Annotated in this window: 13 protein-coding genes and 1 tRNA gene; 10 read left to right on the forward strand and 4 right to left on the reverse strand. The window is 63.8% G+C overall.

Translation table 11 applies throughout. From position 1 onward, the window contains the following. Nucleotides 1-56: 56 nt before the first annotated feature. Complete coding sequence (locus ESP51_RS06950; RefSeq protein WP_129520170.1) at nucleotides 57-812, reverse strand: TetR/AcrR family transcriptional regulator; 756 nt, start codon at nucleotides 810-812, stop codon at nucleotides 57-59. 227 nt (nucleotides 813-1,039) lie between these two features. Here ESP51_RS06950 and ESP51_RS06955 point away from each other — a divergent pair, with 227 nt between their 5' ends. From ESP51_RS06955 to ESP51_RS06985, 7 genes are all read left to right on the forward strand, one after another. Further along, nucleotides 1,040-2,311, forward strand: a complete 1,272-nt coding sequence (locus tag ESP51_RS06955; protein ID WP_129520171.1) for an ABC transporter substrate-binding protein — start codon at nucleotides 1,040-1,042, stop codon at nucleotides 2,309-2,311. Between the two features lie 74 nt (nucleotides 2,312-2,385). Next, nucleotides 2,386-3,465 carry a carbohydrate ABC transporter permease gene (locus ESP51_RS06960; protein ID WP_206737235.1) on the forward strand — a complete coding sequence of 360 codons (1,080 nt, stop codon included), beginning with the start codon at nucleotides 2,386-2,388 and terminating at the stop codon, nucleotides 3,463-3,465. After that, nucleotides 3,462-4,367, forward strand: coding sequence for a carbohydrate ABC transporter permease (locus ESP51_RS06965; RefSeq protein ID WP_129520172.1), 906 nt, complete (start codon nucleotides 3,462-3,464; stop codon nucleotides 4,365-4,367). Before ESP51_RS06960 ends, ESP51_RS06965 begins: the two co-directional genes overlap by 4 nt. 87 nt (nucleotides 4,368-4,454) lie before the next feature. Then, nucleotides 4,455-6,293, forward strand: coding sequence for a glycoside hydrolase family 3 protein (locus ESP51_RS06970; RefSeq protein WP_129520173.1), 1,839 nt, complete (start codon nucleotides 4,455-4,457; stop codon nucleotides 6,291-6,293). A 203-nt stretch (nucleotides 6,294-6,496) separates the two neighbouring features. After that, nucleotides 6,497-7,288, forward strand: coding sequence for an SDR family NAD(P)-dependent oxidoreductase (locus ESP51_RS06975; protein ID WP_129520174.1), 792 nt, complete (start codon nucleotides 6,497-6,499; stop codon nucleotides 7,286-7,288). Between the two features lie 52 nt (nucleotides 7,289-7,340). Beyond that, complete coding sequence (locus tag ESP51_RS21240; RefSeq protein WP_129520175.1) at nucleotides 7,341-7,526, forward strand: family 1 glycosylhydrolase; 186 nt, start codon at nucleotides 7,341-7,343, stop codon at nucleotides 7,524-7,526. Then, nucleotides 7,510-9,912 carry a glycoside hydrolase family 3 N-terminal domain-containing protein gene (locus tag ESP51_RS06985; RefSeq protein ID WP_129520176.1) on the forward strand — a complete coding sequence of 801 codons (2,403 nt, stop codon included), beginning with the start codon at nucleotides 7,510-7,512 and terminating at the stop codon, nucleotides 9,910-9,912. The genes ESP51_RS21240 and ESP51_RS06985 overlap by 17 nt, the downstream gene beginning before the upstream one ends. Nucleotides 9,913-10,184: 272 nt before the next feature. Here ESP51_RS06985 and ESP51_RS20560 read toward each other — a convergent pair. Next, a tRNA-Ser gene (locus ESP51_RS20560) sits at nucleotides 10,185-10,266 on the reverse strand. 204 nt (nucleotides 10,267-10,470) lie between these two features. Then, complete coding sequence (locus ESP51_RS06990; RefSeq protein ID WP_129520177.1) at nucleotides 10,471-11,136, reverse strand: TetR/AcrR family transcriptional regulator; 666 nt, start codon at nucleotides 11,134-11,136, stop codon at nucleotides 10,471-10,473. Nucleotides 11,137-11,236: 100 nt separating this feature from the next. Between ESP51_RS06990 and ESP51_RS06995 the strand changes: the two genes are divergently transcribed. Next, the gene (locus ESP51_RS06995; protein ID WP_129520178.1) at nucleotides 11,237-11,761 is read left to right on the forward strand and encodes a DUF6326 family protein; all 525 of its coding nucleotides are present in this window, start codon (nucleotides 11,237-11,239) and stop codon (nucleotides 11,759-11,761) included. Between the two features lie 419 nt (nucleotides 11,762-12,180). Here the strand turns inward: ESP51_RS06995 and ESP51_RS07000 are convergent, their stop codons facing one another. Continuing rightward, nucleotides 12,181-12,906: an NYN domain-containing protein gene (locus ESP51_RS07000; RefSeq protein ID WP_129520203.1), complete on the reverse strand. Its 726-nt coding sequence runs from the start codon at nucleotides 12,904-12,906 to the stop codon at nucleotides 12,181-12,183. Nucleotides 12,907-13,336: 430 nt separating this feature from the next. Here ESP51_RS07000 and ESP51_RS07005 point away from each other — a divergent pair, with 430 nt between their 5' ends. Beyond that, nucleotides 13,337-14,287 (forward strand): hypothetical protein, encoded by a 951-nt coding sequence (locus ESP51_RS07005; protein ID WP_129520179.1) that lies wholly within the window; start codon nucleotides 13,337-13,339, stop codon nucleotides 14,285-14,287. 4 nt (nucleotides 14,288-14,291) lie between these two features. Next, nucleotides 14,292-15,134, forward strand: coding sequence for a restriction endonuclease (locus tag ESP51_RS07010; protein ID WP_129520180.1), 843 nt, complete (start codon nucleotides 14,292-14,294; stop codon nucleotides 15,132-15,134). The last annotated feature ends 126 nt before the right edge of the window (nucleotides 15,135-15,260 follow it).

A 15,260-nucleotide genomic window follows, 5' to 3' on the forward strand; every position in this document is an offset into this window, starting at 1 on the left:
CGCCAGCGCGGGCGCCCCGACCGCCGCTGCCGCAGGAACGCGCCTTGCAGCGCCGGTCAGGCGGAGCCTGCGCGGTCCGCGTCACCGCTGAGGGCGTCCTGCAAAGTCGGAGGCTGTGGGTGCGGCGCGTCTAGACCCACCTCGGAGTCTGAGTCCTGGTTCGAATGAGGTGCTTCACCCGTCCCTGTTGGGCTCAGAGCCGGATTCTTCGCCACCAGATTCCACCACGATCGGGCGGCCGCGACGAGCTCCCAATAGGCATCGACAGCGGCCACTCCGTCCAAATCGGGTCGGTATCGCCGCTGAGTCTGGAGACCGTCCATGACGGCGATCCCGAGCGTTGCCACCATGTCTTTGCTCACTCCGACCGGCGGCCCGTCTTGGTCGGAGTCCGGTTCTCGCGTCTGCACCTGTGCCGATCGATAGTGATCGACGAAGTACCCATGGGCCGGATGATCCGGGTCGATGGCCTCTGCGGACAAAGCGATGTAGAGCGAGGTGAGTCCCTCGTGCTCGGCGGAATGACGGGCAACCTCTCGAGACCGGGTGGCGACGTCGCTCTCGGCGATGTCGGAGAGGTACTCGGCGACAGACGCGTCACGAAGATTCAGCACCTCGACAAGCAGGTCTTCCTTGTCGGAGAAGTAGTGCAGAAGCAGCGCCTGGGACAGTCCCACGCGTTTAGCGAGTTCCCTCATCGAGGAGTGGGTATATCCCGACTCCGCGAACAGCTTCGCCGCGGCCGCGACGATCTCGCGGCGACGCTCCACTCCTTTGCGGTACGGTCCGCGAGCTCTGTTGCTGTCGGTCATGGCCCCACGATATTCGCTCTCGCGACGAGTTTCAAACGAAAACTTGTCAACTGACCAAGTTATGGCGCATACTCATCCTGTCACCACCGAATCCACGGACACGACAGGACCCGTGACCGAGCTCGACTCGAAGGCGTCTCACGGACCAGCAGACACGTGAACACGACCACGAGCACCGGCACAGCTACTGAGAACGGTGTGGCCCTCGCACAAACAAAGGAGTAAGAATGCGATCAATTCCCAGAGCCGCCGTGCTGCTTGCCGCGGCTCCGCTTGTTCTACTTGCCGGATGCACTGGCGCAGACACCGACGACGCCAACGGGGAGGTCAACCTCACCATCTCCACGTTCAGCGAGTGGGGGTACGAGGACCTGCTCGAGGAATATCAGGAGCTCAACCCGAACATCACCATCGAGCACAACCGGTTCGCCACGAGCGACGAGGCGAAGGAACAGTTCCAGACCTCGCTGGGTGCCGGATCGGGACTTGCGGACGTGGTCGGCGTCGACAACAGCTGGCTCCCGCAGGTGCTCGAGAACCCGGACAACTTCGTCGACCTCACCTCCGAGGACGTCGAGGGACGGTGGAACCAGTGGAACGTCGACCTCGCGACGGCAGAGGACGGCAAACTGCTCGGCTACGCCACTGACATCGGTCCTTCCTCGGTCACCTATCGCGCCGACCTCTTCGAGGCCGCGGGCCTTCCGACCGACCGCGAAGCGGTCGCCGAGCTGTTCGGCGGCGACGACGCGACCTGGGAGGACTTCTTCGCCGTCGGCGAGCAGTTCCAGGCTGCGAACACGGGCGTGCCGTTCTACGACGCATCGGCCTCGATCGCAACCAGCTGGGGCGACCAGTACGAGGTGCTGTGGGAGGACCCCGAAACCGGAGAGATCATCGCCGGCACCAACCCCGACCTGAAGAACATCTATGACACCACGATGGAGCACGACGACCTGTCGGCTCACCTCGCTCGGTGGACCGAGGACTGGAACAACGCGTTCCAGAACAACGGCTTCGCCGTGATGCTGTCGCCTTCGTGGATGCTCGGCGTCATCGAGGGCAACGCCGCGGGCGTGACCGGCTGGGACGTCGCCGACGTCTTCCCCGGCGGCGGCGGCAACAGCGGGGGCTCGTACCTGACCGTTCCGACGCAATCCGAGCACCAAGAGGAGGCACAGGCCCTCGCGAACTGGCTGACCGCGCCGGAGCAGCAAATGAAGGCGTTCGCATCCACCGGCAACTTCCCGAGTCAGATTGAGGCGCAGAAGAGCGAGGAACTCCAGCAGGTCACGGACGAGTTCTTCAACAACGCGCCCGTCGGCCAGATCCTCACGGATCGTGCAGCCGCGATCAAGGAAATCCCCTTCAAGGGAGACAACTACTTCGCGATCACGGACGCGTTCAACAAGGCAATCAACCGCGTATCGGTCGACAAGACTCACACCGCGCAGGAGTCCTGGGACATGTTCCTGGATGAGCTGGGCAATCTCGAGTAGGCCCTGACCTTCCCGCGGGCGAGGGGCGCGCGCCAACGTACGCGCGCCCCTCGTCACAACAGAAAGTGCACCTCATGTCCGAACCCGCTGCGCACGCGACCCGGCGTTCCACTACCGCTCCACGACCGATCTCCCCATGGAAAGAACGGCTTGGTCGCTGGGACATCAAGGCCTCCCCGTACGCCTACATTGCCCCGTTCTTCATCGTGTTCGGGATCGTCGGCCTCTTCCCCCTGCTCTACACGGCCTACGTTTCGCTCCACGACTGGGACCTCATCGGCGGTCAAGGCGACTTCGTCGGACTGGAGAACTTCACGTTCGTCCTCAGCCGCCCGGTCTTCTGGACATCGCTCGGCAACACCCTCAGCATCTTCCTGCTCTCGACCGTCCCGCAGATCGCCATCGCCCTCGTGCTCGCGAGCCTCCTCGACGCCAACATCCGCGCGAAGACCTTCTGGCGCATGGGAGTGCTGTTGCCATATGTGATCGCGCCCGTAGCCGTAACCCTCATCTTCTCCCGCATGTTCGCCGACCAGTCGGGTCTCGTCAACGCCGTCCTGGAGCTTCTGGGCGCTGAGCCCATCGGATGGCACCGTGACAGCCTCCCCTCGCACATCGCCATCGCCACGATGGTGAACTTCCGCTGGACCGGATTCAACACACTCGTGTTGCTCGCCGCGATGCAGGCAATCCCGCGAGACCTGTATGAGGCAGCCATCATCGACGGAGCCGGCCGGGTGCGGCAGTTCTTCTCCGTTACCGTGCCGTCAGTGCGACCGACGATCATCTTCGTCGCGATCACCTCAACGATCGGCGGGCTCCAGATCTTCGACGAGCCGCGACTCTACGACGCTCAAGGGCTCGGCGGAAACTCCGGACAGTGGAAAACCATCACCCTGTACCTCTATGAGCTCGGCTGGAGTCAACAGCGACTCGGACGCGCAGCGGCTGTTGCCTGGCTGCTGTTCGTCTTGATCGTGGTCTTCGCGCTCGTGAGCAACTGGCTCTCTCGCCGCATCGCCTCCGGCGAAGCACCAATCGCCCAACGCCCAGCCCGCCGCGCCAAGCAGAAGAACCAAGCTGCCCATGCCCGCAGCTCCGACAGCACCGGACTCGCTGTCACGTCCGAAAAGGTCCTCGAGAAGACGCCATGACTGCCCCATCCGTTCCATACATTCGACAGACCGCCGGCCCAGGCGCCGCGAAAGCGGCCCGACGGCGCACCAGCGCAGCGGGCAACCGGCCCGGGTGGGTGACCTACACGCTCATCGCAGCGGTCATCCTCGTCGCGGTGCTCCCGCTCTACTACACCTTCCTTCTGGCTTCTTCCACGTCAAGCGAAGTGGCACAGAACCCGATCCCATCGCCGATTCCCGGCGGGCAGCTCGTAGACAACCTGATCCGGATCTTCGAATCCGACATCGACCTCATGAAGGCCGCGTGGAACTCACTGGCGGTCTCCGCCGCGACGGCGGTGGCTGTCGTCTTCTTCTCGACGCTCGCAGGATTCGCGTTCGCGAAGCTTCGATTCCGCGGACGAGCGGCCCTGCTCGCGTTCGTAGTGGCCACACTCGCCGTACCGACGCAGTTGGGCGTCGTCCCGCTGTACATCGTCATGCGCGAGCTGGGGCTGGTCGGCAACTTGTGGGCCGTGATCCTTCCCGGGATCGTCACCGCGTTCGGCGTGTTCTGGATGACACAGTATCTAACGGCCGCTCTTCCGTATGAGCTCATCGAAGCTGCACGGATCGACGGAGCGTCCACGTTCCGAACCTTTTGGTCGATCGCGCTTCCCGCGGTTCGCCCGGCAGCCGCAATGCTGGGGCTCTTCACGTTCATCGGAGCGTGGACGAACTACTTCTGGCCGGCGATCGTTCTTGGCCCCCAGAACCCGACGCTGCCAGTCGCTTTGCAACTGCTACAGACCGGATTCTTCAAAGACATTCCACTCATCATGACCGGGGTTCTCATCTCCATCGTTCCGCTGCTGGTGCTCTTCTTCATCCTCGGCAAGCAGCTTGTCGCGGGCGTCATGCAGGGCGCGGTCAAGGGCTAACCGCCGAGTGACGAACCGCACGGCCGGCCCGGCACCCCCACGCTCAACGCGCCGTCCTGCACCGCCCCAGTTGAAACGGACTTCCCTATGACCACGATCACCGCACGCCCCGAGACGTCCTACCGCGATCTGAACGGAAATGGTCGCATGGACCCTTTCGAGAATCCGCAGCTGAGCGCCGAAGAGCGCACCGCCGACCTTCTCTCGAGGCTGAGCCTGGAAGAGAAGGTCGGGCTTCTCTTCCACACCGTCATCGAGATCGGGCCCGACGGCGACCTGCTGGAGCAGCCCGGCGCGGTCAGCAAGTCGCCGACGACGGAGGTGGTCCTCGGACGCCTCATCAATCATTTCAACGTGCACCGCATCAAGAGCGCGCGCGAGGCCGCACGGTGGAACAACGCGTTGCAGCGGCTCGCCGCACAAACACCTCACGGCATCCCCGTGACCGTCTCTACAGACCCTCGTCATGCGTTCGTCGAGAACGTGGGCGCCTCGTTCACCGCCGGCCCCTTCTCCCAGTGGCCCGACGCGCTCGGCATGGCCGCACTGCGAAACAGCGAGGCAGTGCGAGAGTTCGCGGAACGAGCACGCGACGAGTATCGCGCCGTGGGCATCACCATGGCACTGCACCCCCAGGTCGATCTCGCCAGCGAACCGAGGTGGGCGCGCCAGATTCAAACCTTTGGTGCCGATCCAGACCTCGTCGTCGAGTACACCACTGCCTACCTCGACGGGTTTCAGGGGCGGTCGCTCAACGCGTCAAGCGTGGCCTGTGTGACCAAGCACTTCCCCGGTGCCGGTCCCCAGCTTGATGGGGAGGACGCGCACTTCCCTTACGGGCGCGAACAGGTGTATCCGGGCGGCACGTTCGACGTGCACCTGCGTCCGTTCGCGGCGGCTATCCGCAACGGGACAGCGGCCATCATGCCGTACTACGGGATGCCAGTCGGACTCGAGATCGATGGTGAGCCCATCGAAGAGGTCGGCTTCGGCTACAACAAGCAGATCCTCACAGGTCTGCTGCGAGAGAAGCTCGGGTTTGACGGAGTGATCCTCACCGACTGGGAACTGGTCAACGACAACATCGTCGGTGACCAGGTGCTGCCCGCCCGCGCGTGGGGCGTCGAGGAGCTCGACGCACGACAGCGCATGGTAAAGATCCTCGAAGCTGGTGCCGATCAGTTCGGCGGCGAGCAGTGCACCGACCTTCTCCTTGACCTCGTACACGACGGCATCATCTCGGAAACCAGAATCGACGAATCCGCCCGGCGAGTGCTCCTCGTGAAGTTCCAGCTGGGACTCTTCGACGATCCTTTCGTCGACGAGGAGGCCGCGGCGGCACTGGTCGGCAACGCCGAGTCGCGTCGCGCGGGCCTCGAAGCCCAGTCGCGATCGGTGACTGTACTGAAAAATGGGCTGGTCAATGGCACGCCCGCCTTGCCGCTCGCATCCGGAATCAAGGTGTATGCCGAAGGTATGGACCTGAGCGTTCTGTCTCGTGCAGCCACCCCGGTGGCCGACCCTGCAAAAGCCGACGTCGCGATTATCCGCATCGAAGCGCCCTTCGAGGCACGCGACGATCTCTTCCTCGAGAGCTACTTCCACCAAGGATCCCTTGAGCTGCGCCCCGGCTTGGTCCACAGGCTTCGGACAATCGCAGCCACCACACCGCTCATCGTCGACATCACCCTCGACCGGCCCGCATTGCTTGCTCCGATCGTCGATGCTCTCTCCGGACTTACTGCCACGTTCGGCGTGTCAGACGATGCGCTTCTCGCGGCCCTCACCGGAACGAGGACCCCCACAGGGCGCCTTCCGGTTGAACTTCCGCGATCCATGGAAGCCATTCAGCATTCCGCCCCAGACGCGCCCTCAAGCACCCGCGACCCGTTGTTCCCCATCGGGTTCGGACTCGACATCAGCTGACCGGATTGTGCTGATCATCACGCCTAGGCCTCGACCAGGGGCCCGTTTCCGAGGAACAAGTGACGATGATCCGCTCGATGACGATGTCGCAGTTTGTCCACATCTCCAGCCTGCCGATTCGGCCGACGACCCTTGAATCCCTCATGGCGATGACTCGATGACGCCGATGCACGCCACCGCTCAGACAACAGAGAGAACCAGCAATGAAGATCGCAGACAAGGTGTTCGTCGTCACCGGCGGAGGCAACGGCATGGGCCGGGAGATCGTCCTGGGGCTTGCGGCTCGCGGCGCTCGTGTTGCGGCGCTGGACTTGAACGGTGCGGGACTGGCAGAGACGTTGCGCCTAGCAGGCCAGGTCGACGGCCGAGTCACTGCCCACGAGGTCAACGTCACCGACCGCGACGCGGTTCGGGGGCTTCCGGCGCTGGTGGAGAAGACTCACGGGTCAGTCGACGGCATCGTGAACATCGCGGGCGTCATCCATCGATTCGTACATTTCAGTGAACTGACGGAGGACGAAGAGCAGCGGGTCATGAACGTCAATTTCTGGGGCACGGTGAATATGTGCCGCACCTTCCTCCCCATCCTTCGCGAGCGGCCCGAAGCGATCATCGTCAACATGTCGAGCCTCGCCGCCCTGTTGCCGTTCGCGGGGCAGAGCTTCTATGGAGCGAGCAAGGGTGCGGTCAAGCAGTTCAGTGAGGGCCTATACGCCGAGCTGCTCGACACCAGCGTGGCCGTGTCGACGATCTTCCCCGGCAACATCAGCACGAACTTGACGGGCAACTCCGGCGTCAAGATGATCGACGCAGGCGGGCGCAAGGTGCGCGTTACCACCCCGGCGGATGCCGGCCGACAGATCGTCGACGGCATCGCGAAGAGAAAGTTCCGCATCCTCGTCGGAGGGGATGCCCGCGTACTCGACAAGCTCGCGAGGATCTCGCCGCGCCGTGCAACCCGCTTCATCGCCGACCAAATGAAGTCAGTGCTCTGAGCACGCCGACCCGGACGCACGACCCACCACGATCACAAGGGAACAGATCACCATGACTCGCCATTTTCCGTCTCCCTTTCTCTGGGGTGCCGCGACGGCCGCGCACCAAGTCGAGGGCGCACCCGAGACATTCGAAATCGCAACGGACGCACAATCACCTCCCGGCGGCCCGCCCCCAGCTCTTGAGGCGGCAGGGTGGCCTCCGCTACGAAAGGACCACGATGACAACCCCGGCTGACACGACCGCCATTCGCCCGCCCCAGGATGCGCCGTATCGGGACGCTTCTCGCCGGGTCGACGAACGCGTAGCCGATCTGCTCAGTCGGATGACCTCTGGGGAGAAGGCCGCGCAGCTCGTCGCGCCGTTCGGGTCGATGGTCGACACCCACACACCACCCGAGGCTGGGTGGGGCGTGGTCGCGGCCGGCCTGTGCTCACTGCGGATGCCCCCGCGTGAGACAGCGCGACTTGCCAACGACTTGCAACGCAAGCATGTCGAGGACACTCGACTGGGCATTCCCGTCCTCTTCGCAGAGGAGGCGTTGGTGGGTTTCAAAGTCCGCGACGCGACAATGTTTCCGGAAGCCATCGCCCAAGCCACCACGTGGGATCCGCAGCTGATTGAGCGTATGGGTGCCGAAATCGGAACGCAGATGGCGGCCGTTGGTGCGCGTCAAGCACTGTCGCCCCTCGCCGATGTCGCCCAAGACCCGCGGTGGGGCCGGGTGAGCGAAACGTACGGCGAGGAGCCGTATCTCGTCGGTCAAATCGCATCGGCCTTTGTCCGGGGCATCCAGGGAGCAGTGCCCGACAAACCCATCGTCGCCACGCTCAAGCACTTCGTCGGCTATGGCGCCAGCGACGGCGGCCGCAACACCGAAACAGCGAACATCGGCGAGCGGGCACTCCGCGAGGTGTACGGACGTCCCTTCGAGATGGCCATCCGTGAGGGTGGTGCTCGCGCCGTGATGCCCGCATACAACGACGTCGATGGGATCCCCGCGACGGGATCACGCGACCTGCTCACCGGGATGCTTCGAGAGGAGTATGGCTTCACCGGATTGGTCATCTCCGACCTGGAAGCAGTGCCCCAGCTGCACACGAAGCACGGCACCGCTGAGACTCTTCCCGCGGCCTACGCACAGGCGCTGAATGCGGGCGTCGATGTCGACCTTGCCAACAGCGACTCCTCAGACAAGATCCTTCAAGCTCTCCAAAACGGTCTACTGCCTGAGGAAAGTCTCGATCGTGCCGTCGCAAACGTGCTCAGGACCAAGTTCGAACTCGGCCTCTTCGAAAGCCCGTACGTCGACGTCGATTCGGTTCCGCAGACCCTCGACTCAGAGCAGGCGCGCACCCTGGCGCAGGCCATCGCATCCGAATCGACTGTCCTCCTACAGAATCGGCCTGTCGGCGGCAAGCCGCTGCTGCCACTGTCATCGAATCTCGCCTCGATCGCCGTCATCGGTCCGAACGCCGACCGCCCACTCGGGCAGCTCGGTCACTACAGCTACCACGTGCTCGACAGCATGACCCTCCAATTCGCTGCAGCCAATGACCCGCAATCGCGGGCCGCGGACTCCGAAGGTCTCGCAGGCGCGGGCCCAGACGATGCGAAGCTGCTCGTGGAGTCGGTCCCGATCGTGACGTTCCTCGAGGGCATCCGTGCCCGAGCAGGCGCCGGCGTGGATGTGCTTTACGCACCGGGCAGCCTCATCGCCAGTGACGACCGGTCGGGCTTCGAGGAGGCGGTGCGCGCAGCTCAGGCGGCTGAAGTCGCGATCGTCGTGGTCGGCGACCAGTCAGGTATCAACAGTCTTGGAACCGTCGGCGAGGGTCTAGACAGTGCCGACCTCACCCTGCCGGGAGTTCAGCGAGAGCTCGTCGAGGCAGTCGTTGCGACGGGAACGCCAACCATCGTCGTGCTCAGCCACGGCCGGCCTTACGCACTGCACTGGATGGCGGAGGCCGTCCCCGGGATCTTGACCACCTGGTTCGGTGGAGAGGAAGCGGGAAGTGCGGTGGCCTCGACGTTGTTCGGGGATACCAATCCTTCTGGCCGGCTTCCGATAGCGATGCTGGAGACAGCCGGCGCTGCTCCCGTGACGTATGGGCGGAGCCTCGAAGGGCCGGCATACGTCGACGGTTCCGTTCGTGCGCTCTATCCATTCGGTCACGGCCTCAGCTACACAACGTTCGCCTACACTGCCTTCGCCCTCGAGTCCGCCCAAGTACCGACAGACGGGGTGATTCGTCTCGCGTTCACCATCAAGAACACGGGCCGCCGTGCCGGCGATGAGGTCGTCCAGGTCTACGGGCGCGATGTCCACGGACGAACCGTCCGCCCGGCGCGCACGCTGCTAGCCTTCGCTCGCGTCTCCTTGGCAGCGGGCGAGGAGCGACGAGTCGCCGTGGAGGTTCCCACGAGTCTCTTTGCCTTGTGGGACAAGGGTGAAGGGTGGCTGGTCGAACCCGGCCTCGTGAAGCTGTTCATCGGTGCTTCATCGGCGGACACCCGTTTCCAGGCAGACGTGACCCTCACCGGGGAACCCCACGGCGGCGAATCTGCCCGCCGCGCACTTTCGAGTCGTGTGACGTTCGAGGACAGCCTCCCCGAGTTGTGAGATCAAACGCACAGCCCAGGGCTCCATGACCGTGACCTGCGGCCGCCGCGAAGAATGGTCGACGCCGGAATTTGTGACTATCAAGTGACTACGAAAGCGGTTTTGCAATTGAAAGCCGCGGCTCCGTGGGAGGCGAAGGCCCTGATCAGGGCTGTGAATGTGTTCGCAGCAGCGATTGTGGACTGGTTCCTCATCACAGTGCCTCGCACGCAAGGGGCTGGCGCATTCGCGGTAGTACCGAAAAGCAGCCCTGATCAGGTGAATTTGCAGAGAGCGGATGACGGGAATCGAACCCGCGCTATCAGCTTGGGAAGCTGAAGTTGTCAAGTGGTGCTTCACAGCACTTCACAGCGCCTCACTTTCGCTGGAGTTCGCCGCTCCGTGAGTTCCCGTGAAGCCCAGGTGAGCTCCAATTTATGGCGATTAAGCGGAGACCTCGGACCGCGCTCGGAGCTGCGGTTGTCTCCCAAAGCGAACCGTCAACATCACGCCTCGTCGCGGACCCCATCCTCCGCCACATCGCCGCCTGACGACCACGACCGACCACTGAAGGATGCGCTAACGCTCGCGTAGCTCGGGGCTCTCGTCGGCGACCCGACGCTCCAAGCCCTCCAGCAGCAGCTCCAACCCGTAGTCGAACTCGTCCGCGAACGCGTAACCGCTATCGCCCAGCAGCTCGGCGCGCGAGCGCGCAATGTGCGGATACAGCTCCGCCGGCGCCGCCACCTTGACGGCGAATGCCTCCTCGGCGCCGTCCCCCGGTTCGAACGGCAGGCTCGTCTCGGTCAGCGCGAACCCGTACACGTAGGCGTCGATCGCCGAGAACGCGTGTGTTGCGAGCGCGACGCTGAAGCCCTCGGTCATCAGCACGCCAAGCAGCCGGTCGTGGTGCTGCAGCAGCGCTGGGCCGGGGTTGGCGCGCACCATCATCCCGAGCGCCCACGGATGAGCGGTGAGCACCGACCGTGCCGATCGTGCCCGGCTGGTCAGCGCCTCCCGCCAGGTATCGCCGACCTCGGGCAGCTCGATCCTCTCGAATACCCAGTCGACGAGGTCGTCGAGCAGCGCCTCCTTGCTTGGGACGTGATGGTAGAGCGACATCGCCTCAACGCCGAGCACCTTCGCGACACTGCGCATGCTCACGGCGGCGACACCTGCGCGGTCGGCGACGGCGGCGGCCGCGGCAATGATCCTCTCCCTGCTCAGTGGTGTGCGCCGCGTCATTTTCCCATCCTTGCGCACTTACGCCCGTAAGGCTACGCTTGGGACCGGTCCTTACAACCGTAAGGCCAGAATCTAACGAATCAAGCCAAGGAGCATTGTGATGAGAACGCCTCAATCCCACACCGCACTACAGAATCCGCCGTCTCAGAGCACGCCGGAAGATCTGCGCATGCCCGTGCAGGCCAAGCTTGCGGCAGCCTGGACGAGCTTCATGTTCCTCGTCATCTACATCGACTACTTCCACCTCTACCAGCCTGGCGAAATCGACGAAATCCGGGGTGGCGACATCTTTGTGTTCGAAATCAGCGGGACATTGTTGACCATTTTCTTCGCGCTCATAGCGATCCCGACCCTGATGGTGCTGCTCTCCATGACGCTGCCCGCCCGTGTGAACCGCGCCACGAACCTCGTAGTTGCATTGCTTTTCATCCCCATTTGCGTGTTCAACGCGGCAGGGGCGTCCTGGGACTGGGCCTTCTACTACGGCCTCACTATCGCAGTCGAGGTGCTGATCCTGGCCTTCATCCTGCGCTCCGCCTGGACCTGGCCACGCGGCACCGCATCACCGGCGACCCTGGCAGCCAGCCTCGACAGCGAGCCACTCCGCACGCCGCAGCAGGCGTGACTGCCCGCCCAGCGCCCGAGCATCCTTCGCTCGCGCCATTCCTCGAATCTGGCCTGCGCGTTCTCGGCGTTCCAGGGCCGGGTGGCTGAGTCATTCAATAGCTGCGCCCCGTAGTGAACGATCTCGTCACGGTAGGCGGGATCGATCGCTAATGCGTGGCTCACGTGCCCCACGTGTCGCGGTATCCGGCGCTCGCTCGAGGCAGGCGCCCCGCGATCGCAACAGAAACCTGCGGGGCACGATTTGGGGAAAAAAAGACCCGCCCTCACGTGGAGGAGCGGGTTGGTAATACCTACTCTAACACTCTCTTTACGTTTACCTCTAACACTCTCTTTACGTTTACCTCTAACACTTTCCTTGCGTTTGCCTCTAACACTTTCCTTGCATTTGGCTCTAACACTTTCCTTGCGTTTGCCGCGTCACCAGGTTGAAGGCTTTGCGATTCCGGCCACGGGATCTGGGAGCTGGCATTGCTTCAGGTCGACTGGGTTCAGTCTCCGCCACCAGTGCCGGCCGACTCCATCGGTGGGCAGGCCCTTCAGCGCTCCGGCTAGTTGTTTTGTCTGCGGGTTGATAAGTCCGACTGGCACGTGCTCTCGGGCGATGCGGATCGGTAGGGCCAGGTCTGAGTCGTTTGAAATCACGATCGCCGCATCGACGCGCCCCTGGAGAACGTCGGCGAGCAGGTGGGTTGCGACGTTCACGTCGGACCCTTTCTCCTCCCGCTTGCGGACTGTGGCGAACACATTGCCGGCAGCGTTGCGACGGATCCTGAGCCCTGCCGACCATGACAACAGAGCCTGTGGATCGCGAAGCGCCGAAGGCGCCTTCGTGCCTGCAGGCTCTACGGTCATCACGGATTCCTTGGCCCAAGACGTGTAATAGCCCTCTTCGATGACGTCTACAGAACCGTGCAGCTTGAGCGCTTTGAGGTAGAAGTCCTGTCGTTGAGTTTGCAACGGGTCGGCAGCGTCATTGACGCGGGCCGTGCAGTACACGACTCGATCAACCTGCGCCCCCTGCCACGAGGCATAGCGAGACGCGAGCGCGCGGAGGTCGATCCACTTCCAACCGGGCGAGCTGCCCAGGTGGCCCAGACCGCCGTAGTAGAGGTTGAACCCGTCGATGTAAACGCCAACACGCATGACGGCCACGGTAGCGCAGCGTTCGGTGGTGGGCGCCCGGATCGGGCGCGTCCGTTTGAGGATCCCTGTGGCGAGAAGCCCGAACTGGGTTCTCCCGCGGTGACGGCCCGAGGCGCACACTGTGGAGATGCCACAGTTGCCAGAGGTCTGGTACCCGGACCCGCACGATGACTCTCGCGAGCTCCACTTCGACGGTGTGCGATGATCGGGGCAAAGCCGCCCAGTTCAGACGGTTTCTGCTGAGGAGGCGTCGTCGTCGGATACTGCCCCACCACCTTCCACGACCGCTGAGACTCCGACCGCCACCGACGTCCCGGCTCCGGTCGCCGCTCCGACGGGCAGCTGGTGGGACGCGGCGATCGCATGGCTCAAGACGGACAAGAAGCCGACCTGGCTGAATCGTAGGAACGCCATCATCGCGGGAGCTGCGGTGCTCGTGGTGATTGCCGCCGCTGTCGGTGTTGGCCTGGTCCAGACGAGCATCGCTGAGCAGCAGGCCGCGGATGCAGCTGCGCAGGAGAGGGCCGACAGGCGCCAGGCAGAGCACGATGAGGCGGTGCGGAAGGGCGAAACTGCTCTCGCCGCTGGCGAACGGCGCCTCGAGGAGTCGGAGGACTACGCCGCCCCGGCCGATTACAAGGCCCTCGAGAAGGAGGTCGAGCTCCTGAAGCAGGCGCTGGCCGATGATGACCGCACGTCGATTACCGCCAAAGCGAAACAGGTGACCATGCGGGTTCGGGAGATCGGTCAGCGTCCGATCCCCTATGCGTTCTCCTACACCTGCCGCGACGGCGCCGGCAACAGCTACAGGTACGAGTCTTGGGAAGCATCGTGGGGCAGCACTGTCATCACTGTCTGCGATGCCAAACTAGGCCGCGGTGACACCTGGCCGGACGAGGCGATTGCCGCGGCACAAGCCGGCGGGATCGAACTGGACCGGCTCTACATCTACTACGGCATGTGCGCTGAGCCCGACTTTGGCTACTACGGCAACGGGCAGCTGCCGAATCTTTCCGAATCCCAGGCGGTCGAAGCGGCCGCGGTGCTCCTGCTCTGCCCGAACCATCCGGCGGCGGCGTCGGTGCAGGAAGCAATCTCCCGCGCAGGCGAGGCTGCGCAACGCCTGGCGGAGCTCGAGCAACGAAAGAAGGACGGCACCGCCTTCGGGCCCGGTCTTCACGTGATCGGCCAGCCAGTCCAACCCGGAACCTATGTCAGCGAGGGCAACTTCGAGGGCTGCTACTGGGAGCGAACAGATGCCGCCGGGGAGATCATCGACAACAACTTTGCGACGAACGCAGCCCGCATCGAGGTAACGATCGAGCCGGGCGACTACTCATTCACCAGCCAGCGGTGCGGGACCTTCTTGAAGGTCGGTTAAGTCGGTGTTCTCATGGGAGATGGCCGAGGAGCTAGCAGTTGTGCACATGCGTGAGATCGGGTTCCTGGACGCCAGGAGGACGCCCGGAGGCGCGGATCGCGGGATTGACGTCATAGCGACCGGCGCGGCCGCGCAAGTGAAGCACATGAGTTCTCCGGTCGGCGGGCCGGACATTCAACGTGTCCGCGGGGCGGCATTCACGACGAGCCAGGTCTTGTTCTACTCGAGCTCCGGGTACACCGCCGCAGCACTCCGTGCCGCAGAGATTACCGACGTAGCGTTGTTCGCCTTCACCGTCGCCAATCACGTGACAGAAATGAACGATCTGGCACGACGCACACGGGGCCACACGCTGGCCACCCAAGCGCTCGCCACAATCTACGGCGCCTGGCGTGCACTCTCGCTCCGTCAACGTTCATGGGTATGGGCGGTCCGCCGACGAGACGACGGGACGCTGCGACGAGGTAGCGGATCGGCGGTAGAACCCCAACGACTGAGGGCCGTACAACTTGCCCGGAACGTGCCGGCGAATCAGGCAGCGGAGGTGGTCGAGCAGGCGCGTCTCGCACTCATGGATATCGGCATGAAACTCGGCACCATCCGTCGAGGGATTAGGGATAAGTCTCCCGAGGAGCTTCGAGAGCTATTAACCGATGCCGAGGGGCACCTTGTGGCCTTTCAGCAGCAGCTCCTTGATCGGCTCGGCGATTCGCCCGAGCTTCGGAGGCTAGTCAACGAGGAGACGCGCAATTGGATAATCGAGGATCCTGAGGACTACGGCGGCCTGCCCGGCGACATCTGCTTTGCTCGAACCGGTCCGACGGCAGCGACGGGGAGCGTGGGCTAACGCTAGGGGAACTCGGCAAGCCCATCTGTCCGTAAGACGATCGTTCTCTGAGACAGCCGGCCCGGCCGTCGCCACCGCGGCGAGCCGGGCCTGTTGTTGTCTCAGATGAGCTGTACGCTCCGAATC

Source organism: Agromyces albus (assembly GCF_004134825.1).
Classification (GTDB): domain Bacteria; phylum Actinomycetota; class Actinomycetes; order Actinomycetales; family Microbacteriaceae; genus Agromyces; species Agromyces albus.